The 18616-nt window shown below is 49.2% G+C and carries 18 protein-coding genes and 2 riboswitches; of the genes, 4 read left to right on the top strand and 14 right to left on the bottom strand.

Annotated features, from left to right (window positions below; all coding sequences use genetic code 11):
- The first annotated feature begins 212 nt into the window (after window positions 1-212).
- The gene (locus GVY42_RS13475) at window positions 213-1838 is read left to right on the top strand and encodes a peptide ABC transporter substrate-binding protein (protein WP_159563514.1); all 1626 of its coding nucleotides are present in this window, start codon (window positions 213-215) and stop codon (window positions 1836-1838) included.
- Between the two features lie 347 nt (window positions 1839-2185).
- Here GVY42_RS13475 and GVY42_RS13470 read toward each other — a convergent pair whose 3' ends face one another.
- The 3 genes from GVY42_RS13470 to ade all read right to left on the bottom strand — a co-directional run bounded on the left by GVY42_RS13470 (window position 2186) and on the right by ade (window position 6235).
- Window positions 2186-3778 carry a Na+/H+ antiporter NhaC family protein gene (locus GVY42_RS13470; RefSeq protein WP_159563513.1) on the bottom strand — a complete coding sequence of 531 codons (1593 nt, stop codon included), beginning with the start codon at window positions 3776-3778 and terminating at the stop codon, window positions 2186-2188.
- 112 nt (window positions 3779-3890) lie between these two features.
- Window positions 3891-4065, bottom strand: a riboswitch (Lysine riboswitch).
- A gap of 57 nt (window positions 4066-4122) precedes the next feature.
- The gene (locus tag GVY42_RS13465) at window positions 4123-4407 is read right to left on the bottom strand and encodes a hypothetical protein (protein ID WP_015880753.1); all 285 of its coding nucleotides are present in this window, start codon (window positions 4405-4407) and stop codon (window positions 4123-4125) included.
- Between the two features lie 118 nt (window positions 4408-4525).
- Entirely contained in the window at window positions 4526-6235 is a 1710-nt protein-coding gene (gene ade, locus GVY42_RS13460; protein WP_159563512.1) for an adenine deaminase, read from the bottom strand.
- Window positions 6236-6354: 119 nt separating this feature from the next.
- Between ade and GVY42_RS13455 the strand changes: the two genes are divergently transcribed.
- Window positions 6355-6891 carry a gamma carbonic anhydrase family protein gene (locus GVY42_RS13455; RefSeq protein WP_074037800.1) on the top strand — a complete coding sequence of 179 codons (537 nt, stop codon included), beginning with the start codon at window positions 6355-6357 and terminating at the stop codon, window positions 6889-6891.
- Window positions 6892-7000: 109 nt separating this feature from the next.
- The gene (locus tag GVY42_RS13450) at window positions 7001-7186 is read left to right on the top strand and encodes a hypothetical protein (RefSeq protein WP_074037801.1); all 186 of its coding nucleotides are present in this window, start codon (window positions 7001-7003) and stop codon (window positions 7184-7186) included.
- A gap of 104 nt (window positions 7187-7290) precedes the next feature.
- Here GVY42_RS13450 and GVY42_RS13445 read toward each other — a convergent pair whose 3' ends face one another.
- From GVY42_RS13445 to GVY42_RS13395, 11 genes are all read right to left on the bottom strand, one after another.
- Entirely contained in the window at window positions 7291-7845 is a 555-nt protein-coding gene (locus GVY42_RS13445) for a nitroreductase (protein WP_236548967.1), read from the bottom strand.
- Window positions 7846-7938: 93 nt separating this feature from the next.
- Entirely contained in the window at window positions 7939-9231 is a 1293-nt protein-coding gene (gene lysA, locus GVY42_RS13440; RefSeq protein ID WP_159563510.1) for a diaminopimelate decarboxylase, read from the bottom strand.
- On the bottom strand, window positions 9201-10289 hold the full coding sequence (alr, locus tag GVY42_RS13435) for an alanine racemase (protein WP_159563509.1): 1089 nt from the start codon (window positions 10287-10289) through the stop codon (window positions 9201-9203). Before alr ends, lysA begins: the two co-directional genes overlap by 31 nt.
- A 14-nt stretch (window positions 10290-10303) precedes the next feature.
- Window positions 10304-11230, bottom strand: a complete 927-nt coding sequence (locus GVY42_RS13430; RefSeq protein ID WP_074037806.1) for a branched-chain amino acid transaminase — start codon at window positions 11228-11230, stop codon at window positions 10304-10306.
- 49 nt (window positions 11231-11279) lie between these two features.
- Window positions 11280-11987 (bottom strand): 2,3,4,5-tetrahydropyridine-2,6-dicarboxylate N-acetyltransferase, encoded by a 708-nt coding sequence (dapD, locus tag GVY42_RS13425; RefSeq protein ID WP_159563508.1) that lies wholly within the window; start codon window positions 11985-11987, stop codon window positions 11280-11282.
- Window positions 11965-12714 carry a 4-hydroxy-tetrahydrodipicolinate reductase gene (gene dapB, locus GVY42_RS13420; RefSeq protein ID WP_159563507.1) on the bottom strand — a complete coding sequence of 250 codons (750 nt, stop codon included), beginning with the start codon at window positions 12712-12714 and terminating at the stop codon, window positions 11965-11967. Before dapB ends, dapD begins: the two co-directional genes overlap by 23 nt.
- Window positions 12711-13592 carry a 4-hydroxy-tetrahydrodipicolinate synthase gene (gene dapA / locus GVY42_RS13415; RefSeq protein ID WP_074037809.1) on the bottom strand — a complete coding sequence of 294 codons (882 nt, stop codon included), beginning with the start codon at window positions 13590-13592 and terminating at the stop codon, window positions 12711-12713. The genes dapB and dapA overlap by 4 nt, the downstream gene beginning before the upstream one ends.
- Before the next feature lie 12 nt (window positions 13593-13604).
- Window positions 13605-14600, bottom strand: coding sequence for an aspartate-semialdehyde dehydrogenase (locus tag GVY42_RS13410; RefSeq protein ID WP_159563506.1), 996 nt, complete (start codon window positions 14598-14600; stop codon window positions 13605-13607).
- 12 nt (window positions 14601-14612) lie between these two features.
- Window positions 14613-15812 carry an aspartate kinase gene (locus GVY42_RS13405; RefSeq protein ID WP_078147890.1) on the bottom strand — a complete coding sequence of 400 codons (1200 nt, stop codon included), beginning with the start codon at window positions 15810-15812 and terminating at the stop codon, window positions 14613-14615.
- A gap of 114 nt (window positions 15813-15926) precedes the next feature.
- A riboswitch (Lysine riboswitch) is annotated at window positions 15927-16106 on the bottom strand.
- A 77-nt stretch (window positions 16107-16183) separates the two neighbouring features.
- Entirely contained in the window at window positions 16184-16612 is a 429-nt protein-coding gene (locus tag GVY42_RS13400; RefSeq protein WP_074037812.1) for a GNAT family N-acetyltransferase, read from the bottom strand.
- Window positions 16606-17766, bottom strand: a complete 1161-nt coding sequence (locus GVY42_RS13395) for an alanyl-tRNA editing protein (RefSeq protein WP_159563505.1) — start codon at window positions 17764-17766, stop codon at window positions 16606-16608. The genes GVY42_RS13400 and GVY42_RS13395 overlap by 7 nt, the downstream gene beginning before the upstream one ends.
- A gap of 95 nt (window positions 17767-17861) precedes the next feature.
- Between GVY42_RS13395 and GVY42_RS13390 the strand changes: the two genes are divergently transcribed.
- On the top strand, window positions 17862-18590 hold the full coding sequence (locus GVY42_RS13390) for a GntR family transcriptional regulator (RefSeq protein WP_159563504.1): 729 nt from the start codon (window positions 17862-17864) through the stop codon (window positions 18588-18590).
- The last annotated feature ends 26 nt before the right edge of the window (window positions 18591-18616 follow it).

Here is an 18616-nt window from a genome sequence, read left to right as displayed (position 1 = left end):
CACTACTATCCTATCCATACGAATAACTATACAAAAATATTGTATAATCATTCGTTGATTTTTCTATTCTACTTCCTGAAAGGATTGATGAATAGTCATTCTAAATAAGTTTATATTTTCGGATAATTTGAAAAATTCCATTGCATATTCATGTCAGATGTAGTTTAATTACAACATATTCTAAATTATCAGAATTTTCGGGAGGTTGTATGATGCGTAACAAAAAATGGTTAGCGTTATCGGGGGTCGCATTATTGGCGACGGCTGCTTGTAGCACAGGAGATGACTCATCAAGTTCAGAAGGTTCATCTTCGAGCGATGCGAAAAAAGAAATCACAATGGTATCGGCGACGGACTTGCCGCAGCTCGATCCGACACTGACAACAGACTCGACATCGATCATCGTGACAAACAACGTGTTCGAAGGATTGTATCGTCTAGATGAGAACAACCAACCGACACCGGGGATTGCCGAAGATGTCGAAGTATCTGAGGATGGACTTACATACACGTTCAAGTTACGTGACGCAAACTGGTCGGACGGTTCTCCAATTACAGCTGAAGACTTCGTTTACTCTTGGAAACGTGCCCTCAATCCTGAAACAGGTGCGGAGTATGCCTATATTCTTCAAGACTTGAAAAACGCGAACAAAATCCTTGCGGGTGAAATGTCGCTCGACGACCTCGGCGCAAAAGCGATTGACGAAAAAACGCTTGAAGTACAATTGGAAGCACCAGCTCCTTATTTCTTAGGTTTGACTGGATTCCCAACTTATATGCCGCAAAAACAAGAGTACGTCGAAGAGCAAGGCGAAGAGTTCGCAACATCTGTCGACAAGACACTCTATAACGGACCTTACGTCTTGAGCGAGTGGCAAGACAATGCAGGATGGGTTTACAAGAAGAACCCTGAATATTGGGATGCTGAAAACGTCAAGATGGACACGATCAACGTCAAAGTCGTAAAAGACGTATCGACTGGGGTCAACTTGTTCGAGTCTGGTGAAGCGGACTACACGCTCCTCTCTTCTGAATTCGTTCCGCAATTCGAAGACAGCGACGAGTTCAAAACGCGTGCCGATGCTCGAATCAACTTCCTTCGTTTCAACCAAAAGAACGAAGCGCTCCAAAACGTCAACATCCGTGAAGCACTTGCGAAAGGATTCGACAAACAGAGTGTAACAGATGTCATCTTAACAGATGGATCGCAACCGGCGAACTATATCGTAGCGAAAGACTTCACGTTCACAGAAGACGGAGCTGACTTCCGTGAGAAGTATCCAGACCTCCTCAACTACAACGTAGATGAAGCAAAAGCCGCGTGGGAAAAAGGATTAGAAGAATTAGGTGTTGAAACAATCGAACTCGAGTTCCTCTCACGTGACGAAGAAGCGTTCAAGAAAGTGAACGAGTTCATCAAAGGCGAACTTGAGAAGAACTTGCCTGGTTTGACACTTAACATCAAACAGCAACCGTTCAAAAACTTCCTTGATCTTGAAGGGAAAGGCGAATATGACGTTTCTGCAGCTGGTTGGGGCCCTGACTATCAGGATCCGATGACATACCTCGACATGTGGGTCACAGACGGACCGTTTAACCGTATGGAGTACTCGAATGACGAATATGATCAGTTGATTCAATCTGCGAAGAAAGAAGCCGATCAGATGAAACGTTGGGAAGCAATGCAAGAAGCAGAACGCATCCTTCTCGAAGAAGACTTTGCCATCGCTCCGATTTATCAAAAAGGTGAGGCATACTTAGAGCGTTCAAACATCGAGAACATGTACCGTCACCCGTTCGGTGCCGATGCAAGTTTCAAGTGGCTTGACGTGAAATAATGATTGTAACCTCCTTGATTCCTACATGGACCAGGGAGGTTTTTCTGTCGTGAAAGTCTCTCTATAAAGAGTTTGACACTGCGGTTCACCTTATTAGCTGTCACGATCTGCATCATGAATGTATCTGGATTGGATGACAAGCACATCTACTTCGCCTCCATTTTGGTTGCTCGAGACACCTTGGTTTTCTTTGTACGTCATTCATCTTCATTACCACAGCCTATCACTGTACATCATAGTTCTCTTTTGGTTCATTCTCGGTAAACTACTCGACCGTCTCACTTATGCAGTGACGACCGCACATAAAAAATGACTTCCATCGATTTGATGGAAGTCATTTTCATATATCACGCCTCACGTTTTGCGCGAAGTTCTGCAGGTACTTTCCCACGTTTTGAAATCACTTCTGCGACTCCTACCAATACGATAAACGAAATCAATGCAGCGAAGAATCCGATCCAAATCGATGCTGTAATCCCGAGCACCAAGTAACCGATCGCTGACACGACCGCTGCAAGAATAGCATACGGCAATTGTGTTACCACGTGGTCGATGTGGTGCGAGCCCGCTCCTGTTGAGCTGAGAATCGTTGTATCTGAAATTGGTGAACAGTGGTCACCAAACACCGCGCCGGCCAATACAGCCGCAAGTGACGCGAGAAGAAGTTCCGGTTCAACAGCCATGATCAAGTCGGCACCGATCGGAAGCATCAAACCAAATGTTCCCCAACTAGTTCCTGTCGAGAATGCCATGATTCCGGCAATCAAGAAGAGAAGGAGTGGCAAGTAAGATGCAGCGATTGTATCTGTCACGAAGCTCGCCAAGTATTCACCAGTCTTCATGTCGCTGATGACCGCAATGATTGTCCAAGCAAACAAGAGAATCAAGACAGCCGGCCACATGGCACGAACGCCTTCCCATGCCGCTTTTCCATAGTCACGCGTTGGGATTTTACGACCAATGAGAAGCAAGAATGCGACAATCAAACTGATGACAACACCCGCAACGAGTGAGCGTGTCACGTCTGTCGATTCGAAGGCTCCAATCAACGAGAAGTCTTGACCGTCAGCCGCGAGCGCTTGACCACCCGTGTAAAGCATCGCTGACACTGTCGCAATGATAAGCGTGATAATTGGTACGATCAAATCACGTACTTTTCCACCTTCGTGCTCGTGTAAATCTTCGCTCATTCCCATCGGTTTTCCTTTTGCCGAATCATACAACTCCCCTTGGAGGGCACGAAGTTCGTGCGTGCGCATCGGTCCGATGGCAAGTCCAGTGAATGCCACATATGCTGTCAAGAGTAGTGCGAAGACGGCATAGAAGTTCATTGGGATGATTTGAATGAATGCAGAGAATGACGAATAGCTGTCAATCGAGTATTTTGCCAAAATACCTGCGATGATGGCGATGATATATGCACCCCAACTTGAAAGCGGGCTGATGACACAGACAGGTGCTGCCGTTGAGTCAATCGTGTAAGCCAACTTTGCACGTGAGATGTTTTTACGGTCTGTGAGTGGACGACTGATGTTTCCGACCGCCAAGCTATTGAAGTAGTCATCGATAAAAATCAAAATACCAAGTCCGAATGAGACGAGACGTGCACCGCGTGCTGTCTTGACGTTCGCCGCAGCCCATTCACCAAATGCGCGTGCGCCACCTGATGTTTGAATGATTGACGATAAAATCCCGAGAAGGAGCAAGAACGCAATCAACAAGACGTTCCATTCGTTGATGGCTCCATCCGCCCAGAATAAAGCGATGATGTTCGACCACAAGTATTGAATCGAATCAATTGGATTGAAGTTATGCAAGAGAAGGACTCCTGCGATAATCCCGACACCGAGTGATGGGATGACCTTTCGTGTTGTGATTGCCATAATAATTGCAAGTAATGCCGGTACGAGTGAGAGTACCGATGTTGAATAATCTACCATGCTGAATTCCTCCTTTTTTATTAGGATGAGGCCCCCCTATGCTTAAAAAAACGCAAAGCGAGGGCATCGGCAACAAAGCCGACACCCTCGCTGGATGTTCCGTCTTTCTTAGCCGACTTGGAGCGCTCCATACGTAAATATGTATGGCAGTCCGACGGGTATTTCCCGTCAGCCCAGCACAACCCCACGGACATGGTGTTGCACTTCGGCGATCCTGCCTTTTTGTAGTCCTCATCGTTGTCATCCTCCGACTACTTACTCATCAGCATCGCACCTCTACCTCATCGATAGCACGAATATTCATTTAAAGTTACGTCTAAATTATCACAGGTTGGTGTCACATATCAATAGTTTTTTTCATCACGAATGATTCGCTTCAAGACAGCGAGTGCTTCTTGGTCATTCGTTTCCACCGCTTTAAAGAAGTCGTTGAAGAAGTGATACAACACGAATCGGTCAGCGTGAGACTTCGTCTGTTCTTTAATCGTAGAGAAAATGAGTCGTCGTAAACGACGTTTTGTCTGTGTTTCTTCTGGTAGTTCTTCGCATCGGTCCTTGAAAGCACGATATACAGAATTGATCAATTCCTCATGTTCATCATACGACCGATTGTAAGCAACTTGTTCCATCTGTAATATCCCCCCTTTCAATGTTGACCCGATGAAACTTGACGTAACTATACCAACTTCCCGTCACGCATTCAATCGTTATCGGCGGTTCTTAACAAAAATCATACGTTAGACCGAGTCAAGCGTTGATGAATGAGAACGTGGTCACGTCGAACAATCCCATATCGGTCAATTTCAAGTCAGGAATGACCGGTAAGGCGAGGAAGGACATCGTCAAATACGGATTGAAATGACGATGGGCTCCCACGACATCTAGCGCATCATTGAGCTGTTCCAGAATCTCTGCCACTTCACGATATGGTCGCTTCGTCATCAGTCCACCAATCTCGAGCGGAAGGACGGCAAGCACTTCTCCTTCCGATACGGCGACGACCCCTCCCCCTACTTTTTCAAGCGTTCTCGCCGCGAGCAACATGTCTTCCGGGCTGACCCCGGCGACGACCAAGTTATGGCTGTCATGGGCAACCGTGGCTGCTAGGGCACCTCGTTTCAAGCCGAATCCCGTTACCGGGGCAAGAGCCATATGGCCTGTCCCGTGATGGCGTTCGATGACGGCAAGCGTCGCGATATCCTGCGATAAATCTGCGCCTGATGCGTCTGGTTGGAACGTGAGACGCTGTCGTTTCGTCAACAAGCTGTTCGGAAGCACTTGAATGACATCGATTTCTTCTTCACTTGCGGCAAGTCGGAACGACTCGGCGGTCAATTCGGGTAAAGCGAGCTCACCTTTCATCGGTTTTGGCACTTCAATTCCTTCCGATTCAAACGTCGCATTCCCCTTCTCCGCGACGAGCGTACCATTCACATAGACTTGTTCGATTTTTACCGATTCGACGTCTGACAAGATAACGAAGTTCGCCTTCTTACCAGGTGCGATCGCCCCGACCTCTTTTAATCCATAGGTCTCTGCGGCATGTAGACTTGCGATGGCATAGGCCGTTTCCGGCTTAACCCCTTGCTTGATGGCGGTACGGATGTTGTAGTCGATTCCACCTTCCGCGACCAAGTCATCCAAATGCTTATCATCCGTACAGAAAAGGAAGCGGTGGGCATTGCTTTCCGTAACGGCTAGGCTCACCTTCTCCACGTTTCGAGCAACGGACCCTTCCCGAATTTGAACGTAGAATCCACGTCGCACTCGTTCAATCGCCTCTTCCGCAGTCGTACATTCATGATCCGTCATGATTCCTGCTGAGCGATATACATTCAATTGATCGGGGTTGAGACCTGAAGCATGTCCATCCACGACTTTACCCGCTTGTTCCGTCTGCGCGATCTTTTGAAGCATGTCTTCACTTCCGGCTTCAACTGATGGATAGTCCATGACTTCGCCCAGGCCATGCACCGCTGGATCTCCTAAAAACGGTACCAAATCTTCTGCATACAGTTTTGCGCCCGCATGTTCAAATGGTGTCGCTGGTACACAACTCGGAAGCATCATCCGAACGTCGAGTGGAAGTCCTTTCGCATCTGCTAACATGTACTCAATCCCGAGTGCTCCGTTCACATTCGCAATCTCATGAGGGTCAGCAATCACCGTTGTGACACCAAGTGGTAAGACTGCTTTCGCAAATTCATGCGGGGGGACCATCGATGACTCGATATGGACGTGCGAATCGATAAAGGACGGCGCAAGCGTCCACGTCGGATCGTGATACTCGACCTCTCCATCGTACCCTTCCCCAATAGCCACGATATATCCTGCGTCGATGGCGACGTCTGTACGAATCGTCTCACGACTGTACACGTCAATCACTGCGACGTCTTTAAAGACGACGGCCGCTTTCTTTTTCTTTGCGGCGATGTCAATCAAATGTTGTTTCTCCATCTCTTGATCTCCTTATTCAATGTATTTTAACTATCTTACCAAGAATATTCTTTTCGTTGCAATTTCTTTTTCAAGTTGTGCGACAATGATAACATATCTTTCTGAAAGGGGTTACAACGATGCAATACAAATTAGGAGAGTTGACACCAAAAGTCGATCCGACGACTTATCTTGCACCAGGGGCACACGTGATTGGAGACGTGACCATCGGTGCTCACTCGGGAGTATGGTTCAATACCGTCATCCGTGGAGACGAAGGACCCATTCAAATCGGTTCATACGTCAACATTCAGGATGGTTCGATGATTCATCAATATGAAGGCTCACCGACAATCATTCATGATCGCGTCTCGATTGGCCACATGGCGATGATTCACGGCTGTGAGATTGAAGAAGATTGCTTGATTGGCATGCACGCTACCGTACTCGATGGGGCGAAGATTGGAAAAGGGTCCTTTGTCGCTGCCGGTGCGCTCGTCACACCAAACATGCAAATTCCTGAAGGGGTGATGGTCATGGGCGTCCCAGCAAAAGTCGTTCGTCCATTAAACGATGAAGATCGTTTTATCATGGAGAGAACGGTAAAGAAATATGCCAAGCGTGCCGAACAATATAAGCAGTCGTGCGTTCCAGTTCGCGAAATCCAACAATTGTGAAAGCGTTTACAAGATTCATAAAATGTTAACGTTTCTCTCGAATTTTCTACATAGTTCCTTTGTATACTGAAGTTGTAGCCAAGCTGATGTATTGAAAGGAGCCCACTCTATGTATCCGAACCATGATCAACTCATGCTAGACCTGTATGCCTCGTCCATCAATCCAAGTTATGGCCTTCATATCGATGATTCATTCGATGATGCCCTTCATGGCGCACATCGAGAGGTTTGGGAACGTATGCATTTGGATAATAGTAGAGAAGAAGATTCTAAAAATGGAGGAACGACTGGATGATTCCAACGACTGTGATTCAAGATTGGCTCGCAACAAAATTAAAGCGATAACTGACCGATATATAGATCAAGCGAGCGAAGGGATTCCCCATCGCTCGCTTTTTATTATTCAAACATGATGAGATGCGAATCAATCGGTTGTCGCGCTTTCGGCGTAGGGATATCTTCTGTGTCATATTTCCCGATTTGCAGGAGACCGATAAACGTCTCCCCTTCCGCCCCAATCATTTCCTTCAACCGTGCATCATCAAACAGTCCACCCGTCCGCCAGACCATTCCGATCTCACGTTCACTTAAAAGCAGTTGAACATTTTGAATGAATGTCGCCGTCGCGAGCAACGCGTCACGATTCCCTTTGTCCGTCTCAAAATGTTTTGCCGTCACATACATACAGGCCGCCGCATTTAAAATTCGTCCCGTCACTTTTTCGCGTTGCCCCTCTGACGCCTCCGAGAAGGCTGGTTCGAGCGCATCGAGTAACACTTGTTTCCCGTCTCCATTGAACACATACACGTTCCATGGCTCGACTTTATTGTGAAATGGTGCATGATGTGCCGATTGCAACACTTCATAAAGCACTTTCGTATCGATTGGTTCTTCCTTGAACATACGGACCGTACGTCTTTCTTCAATTAACTTTTGTGCTGCTGTCTTTGTCATGACCGTCACTTCCCCTTTTTTTCTCTTCTCTATCATAATTGAAAAACGTTCTCATTTCAAAATCAAAAAAAGACTACAGATTGCTCTGCAGTCTTACGTTGATTGTCCAATGACCTCACATGCCACCAAGTCTTCAAACGTTTGGCGACGAACGACAAGTCGATGTGCCCCGTCTTTCACGAAGACAACAGCTGGACGAAGCATCTGGTTATAGTTGCTCGCCATGGAGAAATTGTACGCTCCCGTTGCTTTGACAAGTAATAAATCACCTGGTGTGACAGGGGGAATCAATGAGCGGTTCGAGATGATGTCTCCCGACTCACAGCACGCTCCGACTATTTTTGCCTCAAGCGTTTTCTCTTCATTCATCCGAGTCGCTGCCACGACCTCATACTCCGCATCATACAATGCCGGACGGATATTGTCCGTCATCCCGCCATCGACAGACACGAATGTACGAACGCCACTCACTTCTTTGACGGTCCCCACCTCATAAAGCGTGGCACCCGCATTGGCGACGAGCCAACGTCCCGGCTCAATCCCGATTTTCGGAAGTGGCAATTCACGTGCCTCGACCTCCTCGACCAACGTCTCCATCACTTGCTCCATCGTCTGAGCAAAATCGAGATATTCGTCTTCATCCAAATAAGCGACGCCGAATCCCCCGCCGATGTTCAAGACGTCCGTCGTATAGCCGGTTTCCTGACGAATCGTACCCATAAAGCGCACCATCGTCTTCACCGTGTTGATGAAGAGGGTCGGATCTTGAATTTGAGAACCGACGTGACAATGGATCCCCTTCAACTGTAAGTGCTCAGCTTCTAACGTCGCACGAATCGCGTCTAAATACGTGTCGTCATGCGTCGGGAAACCGAATTTTGTATCAACCCCACCCGTTTGAATCGCCGCATGGGCACCCCCGACAACTTGAGGCACAATGCGGAGAAGCACATCGACTTCGCGATTGTATTCAGCCGCAAGTCCTGACAAGAGACTGATCTCCCGCATATTGTCGATGGTAAAGTGTGTAATCCCCTGCTCGAGAGCATACGTGATGTCAAGAATCGTCTTGTTTGAGCCGTGAACGTGAATGCGCTCCGCCGGTACCCCGGCATGCAGTGCCACGTACATCTCACCCCTTGAGACGACATCGACACTTAACCCTGCGGCCATCACTTTTTCATAAACGGCCGCAATCGATAACGCTTTTGACGCGTATAACGCATACGTGTTCGGATACTTATCTAGAAACGCATTCTGGACAATTCCAAGGCGACGCTCTAGTTCTGGCTCACTCATGATGTATAAAGGTGTCCCGTACGTCGCTTGAAGTTCACGGACGGACACGCCTTCGATCAAACATTCTGATTGATTGGTGGTGTACATACAATTCCTCCTTCAAAGCGATGTGGGACACGCCACGAACGGGCACAGAGCTGTTCTGAGTTGTTGGCATAGCCAACACGTGTCACGTCATCGATTTTCGTCTCGATTCCATATAATGTGACGCGGTCGCCGATTTGTACGTCTTCGTCGACTTTGATGAAGCTATGGCTCATAAAGATGTTACTGATGAACGGGTATGCTTTCCCCTCGATGTGAACAGGCAAGTGACGTCTCGCCCGCATCAATCCATCCCCATATCCGACAGGTAAGACAGCAATCCGTTCTTTCGATTCCGCGGTATATCCCGTTCCATACCCGACATGAGCCCCCGCTTCGATGTCGTGGACGGCAACCACTTCTGTCTCCCAATAAAACGCAGGTACGAGCCACTCAACCGGCTCAACCGACGAATAACCGTATAAGAAAATACCGACACGCACATGTGTGCAATGGTGCAAACGCGAGTCGTCTTGAAGCGTGGCCGCACTGTTCGCGGCATGAATCAATTCAAACGTATGACGTTCCATCAAACGTGTCGACCAGTCGGCAAAGCGTTCGACTTGGACGCTATGCTCGACTTCGGCATTGTCCGCATCCGCGAGCGGAAAATGTGTACATAGTCCGACAAGGTTCAATCCTTCATTTCGGCAGAAGGCAACGATCTGTAGCGCTTCTTCAAACGTTTTGGCACCGAATCGGTTCATGCCGACGTCTAATTTCAAATGAAGGCGAACGCCATCGAGATGCTCACGCTGTGAAACGAGCCATTCATACGAGCCGATTGCGACGTCAAATTCATGGGTATGCACGTGTTCCCATGTGTATATCGGATTCATGACGAGGACGCGAGCCGACTCTGCATGCGCTCGCACTTCAATCGCTTCTTCTAACGTGGTCACCATGAAGTGACGGACTCCTTCATCATACAAAGTCGTCACAACTGGCTCCATTCCTAGGTTATAGGCATTGTTTTTCACGACCGCAAACACGGGGCGCCCGAGCGCTTCAATCCGGCGTTTGTTTTCGCGAATCGCATTCAAGTCAATTGTGACTCCCATCGTGCAAAACTCCTTTACTCTGTTACTGCTGATTTCACGAACGTGATCCAATCGCGGTGTTCCGGAAGCTGTCCTGTTACGGCTTCACGATAGCGTGTCAACATTTCTGTCGCAACCGTCTGGACACCTCCACCAATCGAGATATGGTCGACCTCGATGACGCTCGTCACCTCGGCTGCCGTTCCCGTTAAGAAGATTTCATCAGCCACATAGAGCTCATCGCGTCCGATATGGCGCTCGACGATTTCATAACCGGCCTCGCGAGCCAATTGCATCACCGTTTGACGTGTGATGCCATCGAGTACAGAACAGTCAAGGGACGGTGTCGTAATCGTTTTTCCTTTCACGAGGAAGATGTTCGCGACACTCGCCTCACTGACGTTTCCGTTCATATCAAGGGCAATCGCTTCGTCGAATCCGTCACGGAGCGCCTCTCCTTTTAATAGCTGTGAGTTCATATAGTTCGAGGCCGCTTTCGCTTGCATTGGCATCATTGTAGAAGACACACGGCGATACGAGGCCACTTTCGCTCGAATCCCGACCGTCTTGTTGAAATATTCACCGAGCGGCCAACACGAGATGGCAACATGTACCTTCGTCTCAGCAGTCGGCATAAGTGCCTGCCATGGTGTTCCAAGGAAGACGAACGGACGGATGTAGCATGCTTCAAATCCGTTTCGCTCAATCAATTCCATCGTGGCTTGTTCGAGTTCATCTACCGTATACGGTAGCGTGACGTGGTAGTATGCACACGAGCGAACAAGTCGCTCCAAGTGTTCACGTAATCGGAAGATAGCAGGACCTTCCTCCGTGTGATACGCGCGAATCCCTTCAAAGAACCCGCTTCCGTAATGAATCGCGTGTGTCATGATACTCGTGTTTGCGTCAGTCGGCTCAATCCAAGCCCCGTCTTTCCACATCCATTGTCCATACTGTTCCATAATGCAACTCTCCCATTCCTCATTTTTTATATTTTCTGTCTATTATACGTTAGAGAGAGCGTAAGTCATCAACAAGTTGCGTTTTTTCAGAAGTTTTTTCATCTTTCTGTTTGATGATTCGTGCAGGTGTTCCCGCAACGACAACACCTGGAGGGACGTTTTGTGTGACGACACTTCCTGCCGCGACAACTGCGTTTTCACCGACGCGAACGCCCTCTAAGATGACTGCGTTCGCCCCAATCATGACACCATCCTCGATGATGACCGGATCTTTTGAAGGTGGCTCAAGAACCCCTGCGACCACGGCACCTGCGCCAAGGTGAACGTTCTTCCCGAGCGTTCCGCGTGCTCCGATGACAGCGTTCATATCGACCATCGAACCATCTCCGATGACAGCTCCGATGTTGACGACAGCTCCCATCATGACGACCGCGTTGTTGCCGATTTGAACGTGGTCTCGGATGAACGAGCCTGGTTCGATTCGGGCATTGAGTTGTGTCGTATCGAGCATCGGTACAGCACTGTTGCGACGATCATATTCAAGATGAGAATCTGTGATGACCGATGCATTAGCTTCTAAGAATGCCGCAGCGCGTTCTGCCGTCGTCAAAAACAGTTTCGACTCATCCGTTCCGAATGCTTTCGCTTCCTCGATTTCAAGACCCGCCAATTGACCGTTGACGTAAAGCTTAACTGGTGTTTCCTTCTTAGCATCTTTAATATATTGTGCGATTTCATAAGCGTTTGTGAGTAACATGAGTAGCCTCCTCGTATAAGTTCGATAGATTATAAAGTCCTGCCGGGCGATCGATGATCGTTGCCGCAGCGGCAAGGGCCCCGTTTGCAAAGACGCGTTTCGATAACGCGGTATGTTTCAGTTCAATCATTTCATCATCTCCGGCGAAGAGCACGGTATGCTCACCGAAAATCGTGCCACCCCGAATGGAATGCATCCCCAACTCTTCGATAGCACGCGCTTCCCGACGCGACGTTCGTTCGTAAATCGGTGTCACGTCACGCTTCGCTTCGATGGCACGTGCCAATAATTCTGCCGTGCCGCTTGGTGCGTCCACTTTCTTTCGATGGTGTGCCTCAATCACTTCAATATCATACCCGAGAGTGAGTGGGACGAGTTGGTCGAGCAACTGCTTCAAGAGCGCGATCCCGTATGAGGTGTTGTAAGACTGGAAGATTGGGATGTCTTGCGAAGCCGTTTCAATCTCGGCCAGTTCATCCGGTGTGAAGCCGGTCGTCGCGATGACGAGCGGAATATTGCGCTCCCGTCCGAACGCGAGTAAGCCAGGGAGTAACGCCGGGTTCGAAAAGTCAATCACGACATCGACGGGTACGTCCACCTCATTCAGAGTCGCCGTGTGCTCGTCACTTCCCGGTGAGACGATTGCCGTTACGTTTACACCTTGCGCATGAGCGACCTCTTCGACAATGCGTCCCATTGCGCCAAAACCATGGATGAGAACATTCATTGTCTCACCTCATTGAATTGTTCCATCGCCGATAGTAATTTCGCCTCAGCCGTCGCGCTCATTGGAACGAGCGGCAGACGTGGCGCACCGACTTCAAATCCTCGCGCTTGAAGCGCTGCCTTCACCGGAATCGGATTCACTTCTGCGAAAAGTTCATCGATGACTGGGAGTAAACGAATTTGCCACGTACGTGCTGTCTGCAAATCACCCGCCAATAGGGCGTCTGCCAACGCGACCGTCGCTCCCGGATAGACGTTTGATAAAACGGAGACGACACCTTGTGCGCCCCAAGCCATGTACGGCAAGATTTGATCGTCATTTCCACAGTAAACGGTGAACCCTTCCGGAATATGGGCCATCATCTGCGCCATGACCGAGATATCCCCACTCGCTTCTTTCAAGGCCGTGATGCGCGGATGTTCCGCGAGCTCACCGACCGTTTCCGGTGCCAAGGCGACACCCGTCCGTGACGGAACATTGTAGAGCATGAGCGGAATCGGTGACGCATCCGCAATCGCAGTAAAGTGAGCAATCAGCCCGGCCTGTGTCGACTTGTTATAGTACGGTGTGACGACCATCGCCATCTCCGCGCCAAGTTCGGCGGCCCGTTTCGTTTTCTCAATACTGACTGCTGTATTGTTCGAACCGGTCCCCGCGATTATCACGGCTCGACCGTTTGCGACCTCCACCGCTCGAACGAGCAATGTCTCAAACTCGTCATCAGTGATTGTCATCCCTTCGCCGGTCGTCCCACCGATGACGAGACCCGTCACACCTTCTTGGATTTGGTCTTCAATTAATGCCGCCCATGCTTCTAGATTCAACTGCCCATTTTCTTGAAATGGGGTAGCTAGTGCTGTCGCCACTCCTGTGAACATGTCATATCCTCCTTATTTCGTCGCTGTTTGACTAATCATACATTGTGCGATTTGAACGGCATTCGCTGCCGCCCCTTTTCGGACGTTATCTGCAACGCACCAAAGATGGAACGTATTGGGTTGTGAATCGTCTCGGCGAATTCGTCCGACATACACCTCATCCGTCCCGTTCGCATCGAGCGGTGTCGGATATGTCAATTCGGATGGATTGTCCATTAACACGACCCCTGGTGCATCGGCAAGGACAGCTTTCAGTTCTGCGACCGTCGCATCTCGCTCGAGCGACACCGTGATCGAGACCGCATGACTGTTTCGCACCGGCACCCGGACACAAGTGGCCGTCACCCCGAGGTTTGGCGCATTTAAAATCTTACGTGTCTCATCCATCATCTTCTGTTCTTCTTTCGTGTAGCCATTTTCTTGAAACACATCGATGTGCGGCAACACGTTATCATAAATCGGATACGGATAATTCGTCGGTTCCTCTCCGCGCGCACCGCGCTCGAGGTCATCGATCCCTTTTTGACCCGATCCCGATACCGCTTGATAAGATGTGTACGCGACGCGTGTCAGTCCGTATACTTCCGCTAGAGGCGCGAGCGCCACGACCGATTGAATCGTGGAACAGTTCGGGTTCGCGATGAGCGTTCTCTCCGGACTGAGTTCGACTCGGTTCACTTCCGGTACGATGAGTGGAATTCCTTCTTGCATTCGGAATGCACTTGAATTATCGATGACAATGACTCCTTGCTCACTCAACCGAGGGGCATATTGTTCACTGATGCTCCCACCTGCAGAGAAGAGTGCGATATCGATTGGGTCCGCATAAATCGCATCGGTCAATTCACGAATCACGATCGATTGCCCATTCACCTCGACCGTCTTTCCTGCCGAGCGGGCTGAAGCATAGAGTCTCAACTCGCTGATTGGAAATTCATATTCTGTTAAGACGTCAATCATTTTTTGTCCGACGGCACCTGTCGCACCGACGACTGCTACGTTATACATTATGCTTCCCCCTTATAAGTGAAACCGGGCCGCAATGGCTGCGACTGCCGCTTCTACGTCTTGTTCTTGAATCGTATAGGAAATACTGATTTCAGACGTCGTGACTTGATAGAATGGAATCCCCATCTCACGGAATGTCGCGAAGAGCTCTGATGCGACCCCTGTCGCGTCTCGCATACCGATTCCGACGACAGAAATTTTTGCATGTTCCGTGTGACGATCGATTTTGATTTGAGGCAAGGTCGCTGTCAACTCCGCGAGCGCCTCTTCTAAAAACGCCTCTTCATCGAGCGGACATGTGAACGAGAGAAACACTTCGCCGTCGAATGCCGTCTGTGAAATCATATCGATGTTGACGTGTCGCTCTGACAATCGTTCAAAGATGTCTGCGACTCCCGCCGCCGTATGCGGAATATGTTTGATTGAGACACTGAGTACGTTCTTGACGACACTCACACTCGTGACTGCTTTCTGTTCCATCGCTTGCGTCGTATCCATGATCCATGTTCCTCCTTCGCTCGAAAGCGTCTTCCCAACAAAAATATTGACGTCATATTTCTTTGCGAGCTCCACGCTTCGCATCTCCATCACTTTTGAACCGAGTGCACTCATCTCCATCATCTCGTCATAGGAGACCGTATCAAGCCGTTTCGCCGTCGGATGGATTCGTGGGTCCGTCGTATATACACCCGCGACGTCCGTATAAATTTCACAACGCTGACTGAGGACGGCCGCCAGTGCGACGGCTGTCGTGTCCGAACCGCCACGCCCAAGGGTCGTGACGTCTCCCGCTTCATTCACGCCTTGGAATCCGGCGACAATCAGGACGTCGTATTGACGCAACTTCTCGTGTAACACTTCTTTCCGAATCGCTTTGATTTTGCTCTTCGTATGAATGCCCATCGTATCGATCCCGGCTTGCTGTCCCGTTAATGAGATGGCCGGTACGCCTCGCGAGTTCAAGGCGATACTGAGTAGACTGATGGTCTGTTCTTCTCCAACGGCGAGTAGCCGGTCGAGTTCGCGAATCATCGGGCGATCCGTGATTTGTTTGGCGAGCGACAGGAGCGAATCTGTCGTTTTGCCCATCGCCGATACGACGACGACCAATTTTTCACCGGTCGCCACACGTGTCTGTAAATAGTCCGAAATGGCTTGTATTTGTTCGATTGTGGCAACGGAGCTGCCACCAAATTTCAGTACGGTTGTCATCAAGTTCCCCACTTTCAAGATGTCCACCAACAGAAAAAGCGGCAGACCGGTAGGAAGCACTCTCCCTACGGTCTGCCGCTTGTACGCGCAGTTGAAAAACGATTAAAGAATCGTTCCGTAGATAGCGCTCCATGGTAGTTGACCATGGCAGTGTAGGCGTTATTCACGACTACCCCAGCCTTCATTCACACGCACGTGAACGTCGACTTCGGCGAATTTCCCCTTTCGGCTCGGTCCGGAGTGCGTCCGTTTCAACCAAGCTTACTCATGTCATTCGCAACCTCTATCTGTCAGTTGTTAGTATTAGTTATAACAAAACGAAATCTTCTTGCCAACCTTTTTTTAGAAAAATGGGATATTTCAAAAAAGGATTACCATGTTTTTCGCATCATGCGGTGCGGGATATTGGCATCCAAAAACTCATCTCCGAACGCCTCGTACCCGAGCTTTTCATAAAACGGAAGCGCCGTCAGTTGTGCACCCAATCGTAGTTCAACCAACCCTTGACGTTTCGCGACACGTTCAACTTCAATCATAATGTCTTTCCCATATCCATGACCCCGGGCCGATTGAATCGTCGCCACTCGCTCCACTTTTCCGACAGTCGAGTCGACTGGACGAAGACGCGCTGTCGTCACAGGTTCGGAGTCAAGGAGCCCGACCACATGTGTACACATATCGTCTAAATCATCGTATTCTAAACTCGCATCGATTCCTTGTTCCTGAACGAATACGATCTCCCGAACTTGTTTTGCCTGTTCAATCAACGCTGCTTCGTTTCCCGATTGAATGATCAACATGGTAAAACTCCTTCCTGCAATCGTTTCACGATTTCTTCGATTCCCTTTTCTAGTTCCGCTACGGATGTGAAACGCGCTTGGGCCTGCTTATGGCTTCCACCGCCGCGACCGATTTTCATCTCTTGGAGCGCCGCTTTCAAGAATGTGCCGACAGCGATATCCTGTGTCCCGTCATGCATGACGAACAATTTCTGCGTTCCATAGTTAGCGCCAACGGCAATTCGTCCTGTTGCTGCGATTCGTTCGATGATGGCGGTCGTCAACGTTTCCGCTTCTGTTCTCCCGACATGTAAGGCCACATAGTTATCTTCTTTCAACACTGCCTCCACTTTCGCTTTGGCAATCCGTTCTTCGAGCGTTTTGATTTCTTTTTCACGTTCCAAACGAATCGTATGTTCTTCGATTACACGGGCTGCCACGGATTCATTCGTTGTCGAGAATGTATGGTGAATCGTCCGCAACGCTGCTCGCGCTTGTTGAGTCACCTTGATCGCTCGACTTCCCGCCACATACGTCAAGCGGAGATTCCCCCTCACTTTCTTCATCGCCGTCACATGGATGGTACCGAGTTGTCCCGTTGTCTCCACATGAGTGCCACCACATGCATTGTAATCTAGACCTTCGATTTCGACGATGCGAATCATCCCCGTTCGGTCCGTCTCTTTCCGTAAGCGCGCCCGGTCTACTTCTTCTTTTGGGATTTCATAGACACGAATCGGACGGTTTTCAAAGATGACTTGTTGCATCTCTTGTTCAAGTGCCTCAACGTGCGCCCAGTCCATCATTGCCGTTTCAATCTCAATAGATGAATCGGTCTCTCCGATTCCAAAGCTGAGCGTCCGAATGCCATGACGGTCTTCCAAAATCGCCGTTATCACATGTTGAGCAGTATGCTGGATGGAATGATCCCGTCTGACGTCCTCATCGATTCGAACCTCTATCGTCGTGCCCGCTGGTAATGCTTCTGACAAGAGATGCCACACTTCCCCATCTTTGATTTGTACATCTAGTACAGGAAGAGTCTCAATCCATCCACGGTCAGCCGGTTGTCCCCCACCTTCCGCATAAAACGGACTGTTCTCGAGTGTGTGCCAATGACCGTTGCCGTCTTCCTTTATCGAGGTCACGACTGTATTTGCTGTATATGGTTCCATCTTGTCCTCCACCCTCTCTCTATAATCTGTTCAGACAACTAGTTTAATTTCGTCTATAATGAAACATACATCTTCTCAGTCAGGAGCGAAATGATATGTTAGAAATCGATAAACAATCTCCGTTACCTATTTATTATCAAATTGAAGCGTACTTAAAGCAACAAATTGATGACGGATTGTTAAAACCAGGAGACACCTTGCCGTCAGAGCGTGAGTTTTCCGAGCAATTTCACGTCAGTCGGATGACGATTCGTCAAGCCATTATGAACCTCGTCAATGCCGGTTACTTGAGCCGTCAAAAAGGACGAGGCACATTCGTCGCGAGTCAGAAGATTGCGATGACGTTATCGGGACTGACGAGTTTTTCCGAGGAAATCAAACATCGAGGTATGCGACCGCTCAGCCGTCTCTTGTCATACGAGGTCATTCCGGCAACGGATCGCATCGCGCAGCAACTGAGCATCCCAAATCAAACACCGGTTTATGAAATGAAACGGCTACGACTCGCCGATGATCACCCACTTGCGCTCGAAACCGCCTATATTCCCGTTCATTTATTGCCTGACCTGACGCAAGATGACGCGACGGGATCGATTTATGCTTATGCCGAACAGCATGGCTTACGCCTGAAAAATGCAACACAAACACTCGAAGCCCGGAGCGCCGGTCCAGAAGAAGCCAAGCTCCTCACCATTTCTCCGAACGCACCGGTATTGCTGATTGACCAGCGAACTTATCTCGAGAACGGTGACATGTTCGAGTATAGTCGTTCACTCTTTCGCGGAGATTCATACTCCTTGACCGTCGCCATGGACCGCATATAAAAAAAGTTTGCCCGAGGGCAAACTTT

Origin of the sequence: Exiguobacterium sp. 8A (assembly GCF_902506275.1) — a bacterium.
Lineage (GTDB): Bacteria > Bacillota > Bacilli > Exiguobacteriales > Exiguobacteriaceae > Exiguobacterium > Exiguobacterium profundum.
The sequence above is the reverse complement of the archived record's forward strand: the minus strand, read 5'-3'. Positions and strand labels throughout refer to the sequence as shown.